Below are 12766 nucleotides of genomic sequence, written 5' to 3'. Positions count from 1 at the left end.
TCAAAAAATCGAATTCCTAATCCAAAATACAAACTAAAAAACAAATTATTCTTTAAAAAATCAAAGGATTAAAATTCAAATAGTTTTTTTCCGACTCAAAACTAAAACAACAAACCATAAACAACAAACGATAAAGTAAATATGCCACTATACACAAGTCAACATCTAAAAATATACAATTCACTTTCAGGTGAAAAAGAAAATTTCAATCCTATTCATGAAGGAAATGTTGGAATGTATGTTTGCGGACCTACAGTTTATAGCAATGTGCACTTAGGAAATGTGAGGACTTTTATGTCTTTTGACGTGATATTCAGGTATTTTTTACATCTTGATTACAAAGTTCGTTATGTTCGAAATATTACTGATGTTGGACATATTGTAGATGATGTAGATGAAGGTGAAGATAAGATCGCTAAAAAAGCGCGTTTAGAGCAACTGGAACCTATGGAGGTTGTACAGCGCTATACGGTAGATTTTCATGATATCCTGAAATCTTTCAACTTTTTACCGCCAAGCATCGAACCAACAGCGACTGGACATATTATCGAGCAGATCGAAATCATCAAAAAAATTATCGCTACCGGCATTGGTTATGAAGCCAACGGATCTGTGTATTTTGATGTTGTAAAATATAATGAAACAAATAATTACGGAATATTAAGTGGTAGAAATATCGAAGATATGCTAACGAATACCCGTGATCTTGATGGACAATCTGACAAAAGAAACCCACAGGATTTTGCACTTTGGAAAAAGGCAGAACCAGAGCATATCATGAGATGGCCTTCGCCATGGAGTGACGGTTTCCCGGGCTGGCATCTTGAATGTACTGCTATGAGTACCAAATACCTTGGGAATCACTTTGACATTCACGGAGGTGGAATGGACTTAAAATTTCCTCACCATGAATGCGAAATCGCTCAGAACGAAGCTTGTACAGGTCAGTCTCCGGTAAATTACTGGATGCACGCCAATATGCTGACTCTGAACGGAAAGAAAATGGCTAAATCGACTGGAAATAACATTTTACCGGGCGAAATTTTAAGCGGAAACAACAACATTTTAAGCAAAGCTTTTTCAGCGTCTGTAACTCGTTTCTTCATGTTACAGGCACACTACAGAAGTATTTTAGATTTTTCTGATGATGCAATTGTTGCTGCCGAAAAAGGATATAAAAGATTAATGGAAGCTGTTGATGCTTTGCCTGCTATTTCAGCAAGCGCAACGAGCTCTATAGATATTGCTTCCTGGAAACAATTATGTTACGATGCAATGAACGACGATTTTAATACCCCTATTTTAATCGCACAATTGTTCGAAGCTGTTCGTTATATCAATTTATTGAAAGAAGGTAAAGAAACTATCTCTGCTGAGGATTTAACTTCATTTACAACCGCAATGAATGCTTTTGTTTTTGATGTTTTAGGCTTAAGCGATGAGAAAGCCGCCGATGCTAATAATGATAAATTAGAAGGCGTTGTCAATATGCTTATCGGAATGAGAAATCAGGCAAGAGCAGACAAAAACTTTGCTCTTTCTGATCAGATTCGTGATCAGTTGATCACCTTAGGTATTCAGCTGAAAGATGGTAAAGAAGGCACAAGTTTTTCTATATAACTATTTATTTTCTAATAAATCATGAAAGTAACTACTCCATTTGTTTTATTAGTACGCTTTTATCAAACTGCAATTTCGCCTTTTACACCGGCAAGCTGCAGATTCGAACCTACATGCTCAACTTATATGATTCAAGCCTTGCAAACACACGGATTATTTTATGGCGGCTATCTGGGAATGAAACGAATTTTGAGCTGTCATCCCTGGGGAAGAACTGGCTACGATCCTGTTCCTGAGAAGAAATGTTCACACAAACATTAACTTTTTATAAAGAGGAACTCTGTTTTTAATATTTATTTTTACAAGACACAAAAACAATTTAATATATGACACACTCCTTAAATATCATTTGGAATCCTTCAGAAGGAATCGACTTAGGATTTTTTATGATTCGTTACTACAGTTTAATGTTCGTAATTGCTTTTGGTTTAGGCTGGTTCCTAATGAAAAAGATTTTCGAACGCGAAAATGAATCTATCGACAAATTAGACTCTTTATTTGTCTGGACTGTATTAGCTACTTTAATAGGTGCTCGTTTAGGACATGTATTGTTTTATGACTGGGAATATTTTAGAAATCACTTACTTGAAATATTTTTACCTTTTAGATTCGAACCAAAATTTGAATTTACAGGTTTTCAGGGATTAGCAAGTCATGGTGCGGCAATCGCCATTATCATTGCAATGTACTATTACAGCAAAAAAATCTTAAAACGTCCGTTATTATGGATTTTAGACCGTGTAGTAATTCCAGTTGCAAGTGGCGCAATCTTTGTTCGTCTGGGAAACTTTTTTAATTCTGAAATCATTGGAAAAGAAACTGATTCTGCATTTGGAATTCGTTTTTTACACGATCAATTCAGCAAATCCGAAGCTGTAAATGCAACAGGTATTGCAGATCCAAAAGCGGCTTATACAGCAATTGCAACAGATCCTAAGTTCGCTGATTTATTAGCTCAGGTTCCTGTAAAACATCCCACACAATTATACGAAGGTATCGCTTATATCTTTGTTTTTGCTATTCTGTATTTCTTGTACTGGAAAACAAATGCAAGACTTAAATCAGGATTATTATTCGGATTGTTTTTAGTTCTTTTATTTGTAGTACGTTTTATTGTAGAGTTTGTAAAAGAAAGCCAAGGCGGTTTCGAGAACGAATTAGGCATTTTCTCAACAGGACAATGGCTAAGTATCCCTTTTATCATTATCGGGCTTTTCTTTATCATCAGAGCACAAAGAAATCCTTTAGCAACATCTTAAAATTTAAACCTCAATATAGTAATAAGCCCGATTTTTGTATCGGGCTTTTTTTTTGCACGAAAACGAATATTTCAGTCTTATTATTTCCAGCAGTTACGATAAGAATTTCATTATTTAAAGAAGCAGAGATTATCGTTATCAAAACAACTTTCACTCCCGCTGTACACTATATCTTTTCCCTCCTAAAGAAGCAGAAAAAAGGATATCGTTTCCATCCTACCGTGTGGACACAAGTACAAAACAAACACGAATTTCACTAATTGACACTAATTTAGTTTGTGGAATTAATTTCACAAACTAAATTAACCTATTAAAATTTGTGCAAATTCGTGACCCGAGACTGAAAGTCGAACAGGCGAAGCAAATTCGTGTTCAAAATTGATTAATAATATTTGTGTCCAGACGGTAGGTTTCCATCGGGGCTAAACCAGAACTTTCTGTTTGCAAAAGACGTTTTAGTAAGACTACATACAAACTTTTCACAATCAACATTAACATAAATCAATACAGAGAAACACACAAATAAACTAAACAGAACTGTAACTTTCATAAGAAATAAATATAATGCGATAACAAAGCACAAAAAAAAAGATCCGGCTTACGCCGGATCTTTTCATATAAACTAAGATTTTAATTAAACCTTATTATGCTTGTCTTCGATTGTATGTTTTTCATCACCTGAAATCGTGTCTACCAATACTGGTGTAGCGATAAATAATGAAGAATAAGTTCCTACAACAATACCAATCAACATTGCGAAGATAAATCCTCTGATAGACTCACCACCAAAGATAAACATCGTCAATAATACAATGATCATCATTAATGAAGTATTCAACGTTCTTGATAAAGTAGTATTAATAGAAGCGTTTACAATATCTTCGAAACTACCTTTACGGTTTCCGATGATAAACTCTCTAACCCTGTCAAATACAATTACAGTATCATTCATAGAATAACCAATAACGGTAAGAATCGCAGCGATAAAGTGCTGATCCATTTCCATGTGGAAAGGCATGAATTTATAACATAAAGAGTAAATTCCTAATACAAAGATAACGTCATGCGCTACAGCTGCAATCGCACCTAATGAATATTGCCATTTACGGAAAGAAACCATTAAGTATAAGAAAATAGCTGCCATTGCACCAAGAACTGCCCAGTAAGAGTTTGTTTTGATATCCTCAGAGATAGAAGCTCCAACTTTAGACGCTTGCAAAACACCGATTTTTTTACCATCAAACGAGTTGATGAATTTATCGTAAGAAGTGTTTGGGTAATACTTTTGCAATGCATTGTATAATTTTTGATTCACTTCTTCGTCGATAGCAACACCATCTTCTTTAATCTTATATTTTGTAGTGATTTTTAATTGATCATCATCACCTAAAATTTTAGCTTCAACAGGAGTTCCAAAAGCTGCAGATAATTCATCTGAAACTACAGTAGCGTCTACCGGTTTTTCAAATTTTACCTGAAAAGTTCTTCCTCCAACAAAATCAACACCTTCATCTAATCCGTTAACGAAGAAAATAGAAGTTAAACTTACCACAACTACAATTGAAGAGAAGATGTAAGTGAATTTTTTGATTTTAATAAAGTCAAAGTGGAAATTAGTAAACCAGTTTTTAGTAATTTTTGTAGAGAAAGTTAAATCTCCTTTTCCAGCAATATTTCTGTCGATAAAGATTCTAGCGATAAAAATTGATGTAAACATTGAAGTTACGATACCAATAAGTAAAGTTAATGCAAAACCTTTAATTGGTCCTGTTCCAAAAATAAACAAGATTGCTCCAGTTAAAACGTGCGTTACGTTCGCATCAATGATAGAACGCATTGCTCCGTGCCATCCGTAAGATTCAGCAACTGCTTCAGATAAAGATTTACCTTCACGCAATTCTTCTTTTGCTCTTTCAAATATAATAATATTCGCATCTACCGCAGTACCTAATGTAAGTACGATACCTGCAATACCTGGTAATGTAAGTACAAAACCAAAACTTGCCATAATTCCGAATAAGAAAAGTAAGTTTAATAATAATGCAAGATTAGCGTACCAACCTGCTTTACCATAATAGAATACCATCCATAAACAAACTAATAAAAATCCTAATACAGATGAAACTGTTCCAGCATCAATTGCAGCCTGACCTAAAGATGGTCCTACAACAGTTGATTGAACGATATCTGCAGAAGCCGGTAGTTTACCTGCATTTAATATGTTAGCTAAATCTTTAGTTTCAGCAACATCAAAAGAACCTGTAATTTCAGATCTTCCTCCTGCAATTGGTCCACTAGTTACACCTGGAGCAGAATAAACAATATCATCTAAAACAATAGCAATATAACTTTTTTGAGAAAAAGCTCTACCTGTTAATTCTTCCCAAACCTTAGCTCCCTGGCTGTTCATTTGCATAGAAACAGCTGGTTTTCCTAATTGGTCAAAAGTATCTTTTGCATCAGTAACAACACCACCACTCATCGCAGGAACGTTATCTCTATTTCCTTTTAATGCATATAATTCAACAGCTTCAATACTTTTTCCTTTAGCATCATTTATAGTAGTTGGCTTACTCCATACAAATTTTGCATAGTGTTGGTCAGCTCCTAATAAAACTCTGATATCTGATCTTTTTAAATACCCGTTTACTACAGCAGTATCTTTTGGAGCGAAATAACCTAAAATTGGTCCACCACCCTGACCTAACATTTTGTCAAATAATGGGTTGTTTCCTTTTTTAGTATCAACTGAATCTTTAGCATCTGTTAATAAAGCATTCAATGAATCTTTAGCAACAACTTTAGTTTCAATTTTTTTGATTTCAGTCTTTTTTAGCGCTTCGTTAGCAGCTACTAAAAAGTTTCCAATTTCTTCAATTTTATAAGTTTCCCAAAACTCTAATTGAGCTTTACCACCTAATAATTTTTTAATTCTATCTACATCCTTAGCACCTGGAAGCTCTACTAAAATTCTTCCTGTTTCTCCTAATTTCTGGATGTTTGGCTGTGTAACACCAAATTTGTCGATACGCTCTCTTAATACTTTAAAAGCACTTTCAACAGACTCATCAACTTTTCTTTTAATTACTTTTTGAACTTGCGAATCAGACATTTGAAAATCGATTCCACCTTCTCCCTGCAAACTTCTGTTTGCAAAAATATCAGGTGAAGCTAATTTTACAGTTCCTTTTGAATTCGCTTCAAAAGCTTCAAAAAACTTACTTAAATAGGTTTTATTTCCTTCTAAATTTGCAGACGCATCGGCTAATGATTTATTAAATACCGGATTTTTAGAATTATTAGCTAATCCTTTCAAAACATCTTTAATAGAAATTTGAAGAATCACGTTGATTCCTCCTTCTAAGTCAAGACCTTTGTTTAGTTGTTTATTTTTTACTTCATTGTAAGTAAAATCTGAAAAACCAAGATTAAATACTTTTTCTTTACCAATAGAGTCTAAATATTTTAGCTCTTTATCAGGATTATCTCCTGCAAAAGCTTTAGCCTCACTTTTGACATTATTTGCCACAAAAGTGAACGAGAGTTGGTAAATACTTACCAATGCAAATAGAATTGCGAAAAATTTAATAAGTCCTTTATTCTGCATTATTACTAAAAATTAATTATGTTTTATAGTTTGTTTTTGTTTTAAAGTCCCATAAAATAAGCCCTGACATGAATTTTTAAAACTAAAAAATCGAGATCACGAATTACCACATTTTTTTTAAACCGAGCAAATATATAATTAACGAAAAGATTAACCAATTTATTTATTAATTAATCTTAAAAAAAAGACTGCAAAAGTGCAGTCTTTTCCCTTTTTTACGAAAATCGTTATACTAAAATCGATTTTAGAGCATCATTCATACCTCTAACTGCATCTGCACTTTTTGCAAACAAAGCTTTTTCGTGGTCATTTAATTTGATGTCTAAAATTTCTTCAACTCCATTCTTTCCAATTATACATGGAACTCCAATACATATGTCATTTTGCCCGTATTCTCCTTCGACAAAAACAGAACAAGCAATCATTTTCTTCTGATCGTTTAAAATACTGTCGACAAGATACGCAACAGAAGCTCCTGGCGCATACCATGCTGATGTTCCTAAAAGACCTGTAAGAGTAGCTCCGCCAACCATTGTATCAGCAGCTACTTTTTGCAATACTTCTTCTGAAAGAAATTCTGTTACCGGAATTCCGTTGTAAGAAGCCAAACGAGTCAAAGGAATCATAGTCGTATCACCGTGACCACCAATAACCATTGCTGAGATATCATTTGCAGGCTTATCAAGAGCCAAAGAAAGATATGTTCTGAAACGAGAACTATCTAACGCTCCACCCATACCTATAATTCTGTTTTTTGGTACTCCGGTAGCTTTTAAAGCTAAATAAGTCATAGTATCCATTGGATTTGAAACTACAACTATTATAGTATTTGGGGAATGTTTTAGTACATTTTCAGCAACTGTTTTCACAATTCCTGCATTTATGCCAATTAATTCCTCACGAGTCATTCCTGGTTTTCTTGGAATTCCTGATGTAATTACTACTACATCACTTCCGGCAGTTTTAGAATAATCGTTAGTCACGCCAGACACTTTGGTATTAAAACCTGTATTTGTCGCACATTGCATAATATCCAACGCTTTCCCTTCGGCAAAACCTTCTTTAATATCCAACAACACTACTTCGCTTGCAATTCCTCTATAAGAAATAACATCTGCACATGTAGCTCCAACATTTCCTGCTCCTACAATGGTAACTTTCATATTTTATACTTTATCGGTTATTAATTAATTTATTTGATAAATAAACAATTCGTTTAATCGTTTAAGTAAATTTAAACAATTAAACGAATTGATGACTAAATATTATTATGCATCGATATTAGCGTAGACTGCATTTTTCTCGATAAATTCTCTACGTGGCGGAACTTCATCTCCCATTAACATTGAGAAAACTCTATCAGCTTCAGCCAGACTATCAATAGTTACCTGACGTAAAGTTCTAAAGCTCGGATCCATTGTAGTTTCCCACAATTGCTCTGCGTTCATCTCTCCAAGACCTTTATAACGCTGAATTCCGGCACTGCCTCCCATTCTTTCGTTTGCCTGATCGCGCTGAACATCATTCCATGCGTATTCTTTTTTGTTTCCTTTTTTAACTAAATATAAAGGTGGTGCTGCGATATAAACGTGACCTTCTTCGATCAATTCTTTCATGAAACGGAAGAAGAATGTTAATATTAAGGTAGAAATGTGACTACCATCGACATCGGCATCACACATGATGATTACCTTATGGTATCTTAGTTTTTCAAGATTTAATGCTTTACTATCTTCTGCAGTACCTACGGTAACTCCTAAAGCGGTAAAGATGTTACGAATCTCTTCGTTTTCGAATACTTTATGGTGCATCGCTTTTTCGACATTCAAAATCTTACCACGTAATGGCAAAATCGCCTGAAATGCACGATCACGACCTTGTTTTGCTGTTCCACCAGCCGAATCTCCCTCGACAAGGTAAACTTCACATCTTGCAGGATCCTGCTCAGAACAATCTGAAAGTTTTCCCGGTAATCCACCGCCACCCATAACGGTTTTACGCTGTACCATTTCACGTGCCTTTTTAGCAGCATGACGGGCTTGTGCAGCCAAAATTACTTTTTGGATAATGATACGGGCATCATTTGGATTTTCTTCCAAATAGTTTTCTAACATTTCTCCAACTGCCTGAGAAACCGGAGAAACTACTTCTCTGTTTCCTAGTTTTGTTTTTGTCTGACCTTCGAATTGAGGTTCTTGTACTTTTACCGAAATAATAGCCGTTAATCCTTCACGGAAGTCATCTCCCGAAATTTCGAATTTCAACTTGTCCAGCATCCCGGAAGCATCTGCATATTTTTTAAGGGTTCTTGTTAAACCACTTCTAAAACCTTGTAAATGTGTTCCTCCTTCGTGCGTGTTGATATTATTTACATAAGAAAAAATATTCTCTGTATAACTTGTATTATAAATTAAGGCAACCTCAACCGGAATCTCACCTTTTTCGTGGTCCATGCTGATTACGTGAGAGATAATTGGCTCACGGTTACCATCTAAATAACGAATGTATTCTTTAAGACCTTCATCTGAATGAAAAACTTCTACTTTAAATTCGCCTTTTTCATCGACTTCTCTTTTGTCCGTAAATGTGATTGTAATTCCTTTATTCAGGAAAGAAAGCTCACGCATACGAGCTGATAGAGTATCATAAGAGAATTCTGTAGTTTGCGTAAAAATTGTTTCGTCAGGATAAAAAGTTACAATAGTTCCTCTTTTTGTAGTTTCTCCGATTTGTTTTACCGGATAAAGCGCTTTTCCTTTTTCATATTCTTGCTCGTACACTTTTCCGTCACTACTGTGAACAGTTGCACGCAAGTGATTTGACAAAGCATTTACTACCGAAACTCCAACACCGTGCAAACCTCCGGAAACTTTATAAGAATCCTTATCAAATTTACCTCCGGCACCAATTTTAGTCATAACAACTTCTAGTGCAGAAACTCCTTCTTTTTTATGTATGTCTACCGGGATTCCACGACCATTATCTTCGACGCTTACAGATCCATCTTCGTTTATTGCAACACCAATAGTATCACAATGCCCTCCCATGGCCTCATCAATAGAGTTATCTACAACTTCATAAACCAAATGATGCAGTCCTCGAACACCCACATCTCCAATATACATCGATGGACGCATTCTTACGTGCTCCATACCTTCTAATGCCTGAATACTATCTGCTGAATAATTGTTCTTCTTGATTTCTTCGCTCATATAATTTATTCTAAAAATGTAATTATTGTCTAACACGCAAATATATAAAAACGCAAATTATATATCCGTTAAAATACTGTTTAAAGCACTTAAGTTATTAACACAATTGTCTTAAAAACCAAAAATAAACTCCAAAAGCCAACTTTAAATTCCAAACTTCATAAATTCCAAATTCCAAAAATAGGAATAACACAAAAAAATCAAATAACAACATCTATTATAATCTTGAGAGCAGGATGAAATAAAAAATCCGAAACAACAATTTTAATGTCATTTCGGATTTAAGATTTGGAATTTAAGAAAATTGAAATTTTTCTTTTTTACTATTTCTTATTAAAATCTCCAACATAAATCGAAGTCATTTTATCCAGGCTCAAATACTTTTTCAAAACTGCATTTACCTCTTCTACTTTTAAGGCTTTTACTTTAGCATCCAGAGCATCATAATCTTCCAGAGGAATGCCATATTGAAGATAAGTGTTTGTCAAACTCATTAAGGTATCATCAACTCCCAATCTGGTTTTTCTCTCATTTTGCCAGCTAACCAAATTTGATTTTAATTCTTCTGCTGTAAATCCATCTTTTAATGCTTTTGCAATTTCTTCTTTCGTCGCGGTTTCAACGGCATTCTTTTTTGTTGGATTTAAAAACGCATAATAACTCCATGAAGCCACATCACTTATCAACGGTACATCAATAAAAGAGCCTGCTCCATAACTTATTCCTTCTTTTTCTCTTAATCTCATAGGAATTCTTGCACTCAAAAACCCTCCGCTTCCCAGTATCTCATTCGCCATAATAAAGGCAGGATAATCAGGGTTGCTTCTGTCCATTTTAAAATTTATTCTTCCTATGGCAACAGCATTTTCTTTATCAGGAGTAATTACATCCTTGTCCAGTTTCGCTGTTTCAAAATAAGTAGGTAAAGCAAGTTCATATTTCGATTTAGAATTCCATTTTCCAAACGTATTTTCTAAAATCTCTGCTGTTGATTTTGCATCAAGTTCTCCTACAATACTTCCTACCCCATTATTTCCTCCTAAAATATTGGTGTAAAAATCAACTATTTCGGATTGTTTGATCTTTTTAAAAGCATCGATCTGTTCTTGAATTGTCAAGGTATAAAAAATACTTTCTTTAGGGTATTTTGTCGTTTGTCTTGAAATCTCTGTAAATGCGACTGACTGGGGATCATTTAAGTTCGATTCTAAATAAGTATTATAATCACTGATTGTTTTTGTTAGTTCATTTTCCGGAAAAGTAGAATTAACCAGCAAATCGCCCAAAATCTCCATTACCTCTTTAAAATTCTCTTTATAAGTACTAATATTAATTGACAGGGTTTGTCTTGTAAAATTAAAATTGATACTTGATTTTAACTGATCCAGTCTATCCTGAATTTGCTCTTTGGTTTTGCTTTTAGTTCCTGTTTTCAGTAATTGGGCCAGAATACCACCGGCATCAGTTTTACCTGCTAAATCTTTTTGATTGCTTACCGGAAATTTAAAATTAGCCTGAACTTTTCCTCCTTTAATTTCTTTTTTAATCAATCCGTATTTTGCACCATTACTTAGTTTTCCTTCAACTAAATTTTGTTTTAAATTTTTAATCGAAGCTTCAAATGCAGCTGTTTCTTTTTCTAAAGCTTTTCCTTTGTAATCTTTTGTAAAAGCAACTAATTGTTCGTCTGTATATTCAGCAGGTTTTACTCTTTGTTCGTCTTTTGACGGAATAAATACTCCAACTGTTCTATTGTTACTTCTAAAATATTTCTCGGCCACTCTTTGTATATCTTCTTTTGTTAAGTTCTCGACAGCATCCCTGTACAAAAATCCTAATCTGTAATCTCCTGCTCCAATAACTTCAGTAAGATTTATTGCAAACGAAATGGTATTGTTTTTTACACTTTCGATTTGTGTAATAATTTTAGCTTTCGCTCTGCTTACATCTTCATCTGTGTATTTTGTTGCACCTATTTTATCCAGTTCGTCTCTTACAATTTCCTTTGTTGCCTTAATATCTTTATCATTTGGAACTGCTACCCCAAAATATAAAAAGCTGGCATCTCTTGTAATGGGCTGCCAAAAATAAATACTGGATACTTTTTGTGTTTCGACCAATGTTTTATACAAGTAACCTGATGGATCAGCCGTTAAAATCTCTCCTAATGCGTCGATTGCAGCATAATCTTTATCTACATAAGCTGCAGTATGATATAAAGCTCCGATATTTTTGCTGTCTCCTGCTCTTTTAAGCTCTACATATTTTTCGCCATCCTGAGCTGGTTCTATGGTATAAGTTTTATCTAAAACTCTTTTAGGTCTTGGAATCGCACCAAAATATTGCCCTACATATTGTAATGCTTTTTTCTCATCAAACTTACCGGCAATTATTAAAGTTGAATTATCCGGCTGATAATATTTTTCATAAAAAACCCTAAGTCTATTCGCTTTTACGCGTTCAATATCTTCTTTACTTCCAATAGTACTTCTGCCGTAATTGTGCCATAAATAAGCCGCAGAAAGTATTCTTTCCTGCAAAACCCCATCAGGATTGTTTTCTCCTATTTCAAACTCATTTCTTACTACTGAAAATTCCTTACTAAGATCCGTTTGCAAAATGGTCGAATTAACCATTCTGTCTGCCTCCATTTCTATACTCCACTTTAAATTCTCATCATTAGAAGGAAAAATTTCGTAGTAATTAGTGCGATCTAACCAAGTAGTTCCGTTTGCATTTCCTCCTTTATCAGAAAGCATTTTTTTTATGTCTCCTAAATTTTTAGTGCTCTTAAAAAGCATGTGCTCCAGTAAATGCGCCATACCTTTTTCTCCGTAACCTTCATTTCTGGAACCTACATTATAAACAATATTTACAATCATATTGCTTTGAGAAGCATCCGGAATCAACAGTACTTTTAATCCGTTATTCAATGAATACTCTTTTACACCTTCTACATTTTTAATGTATTTAGGAGTTTCAATCTTTTTTTGCGCATAAACCGAACTCAATGAAACAAGCGAACAGCATAAAATACTACTTAATAATAAGTTTCTCATGGATTACAT

General features: G+C 34.2%; 7 protein-coding genes. 3 read left to right on the top strand and 4 right to left on the bottom strand.

Annotated elements, in window-relative coordinates:
* The first annotated feature begins 141 nt into the window (after positions 1-141).
* From cysS to lgt, 3 genes are all read left to right on the top strand, one after another.
* On the top strand, positions 142-1620 hold the full coding sequence (cysS, locus tag QLQ94_RS11740; RefSeq protein ID WP_271335814.1) for a cysteine--tRNA ligase: 1479 nt from the start codon (positions 142-144) through the stop codon (positions 1618-1620).
* Between the two features lie 21 nt (positions 1621-1641).
* On the top strand, positions 1642-1881 hold the full coding sequence (gene yidD / locus QLQ94_RS11735; protein ID WP_173972466.1) for a membrane protein insertion efficiency factor YidD: 240 nt from the start codon (positions 1642-1644) through the stop codon (positions 1879-1881).
* A 65-nt stretch (positions 1882-1946) separates the two neighbouring features.
* Positions 1947-2879, top strand: coding sequence for a prolipoprotein diacylglyceryl transferase (gene lgt, locus QLQ94_RS11730; RefSeq protein WP_482499834.1), 933 nt, complete (start codon positions 1947-1949; stop codon positions 2877-2879).
* Positions 2880-3513: 634 nt separating this feature from the next.
* On the opposite strand, the gene secDF is transcribed toward lgt, so the two are convergent.
* From secDF to QLQ94_RS11710, 4 genes are all read right to left on the bottom strand, one after another.
* Entirely contained in the window at positions 3514-6486 is a 2973-nt protein-coding gene (gene secDF / locus QLQ94_RS11725; RefSeq protein ID WP_427402323.1) for a protein translocase subunit SecDF, read from the bottom strand.
* Between the two features lie 227 nt (positions 6487-6713).
* A complete protein-coding gene (gene mdh / locus QLQ94_RS11720) occupies positions 6714-7649 on the bottom strand; it encodes a malate dehydrogenase (protein ID WP_271335811.1) in 936 nt (311 codons plus the stop codon).
* Between the two features lie 105 nt (positions 7650-7754).
* On the bottom strand, positions 7755-9698 hold the full coding sequence (gene gyrB, locus QLQ94_RS11715; protein ID WP_271335810.1) for a DNA topoisomerase (ATP-hydrolyzing) subunit B: 1944 nt from the start codon (positions 9696-9698) through the stop codon (positions 7755-7757).
* Between the two features lie 323 nt (positions 9699-10021).
* Entirely contained in the window at positions 10022-12757 is a 2736-nt protein-coding gene (locus QLQ94_RS11710) for a M16 family metallopeptidase (RefSeq protein WP_482499833.1), read from the bottom strand.
* Positions 12758-12766 lie beyond the last annotated feature (9 nt).

This window comes from Flavobacterium sp. B114r (genome assembly GCF_056824125.1).
This window is presented reverse-complemented; position numbering and strand designations above follow the sequence as displayed.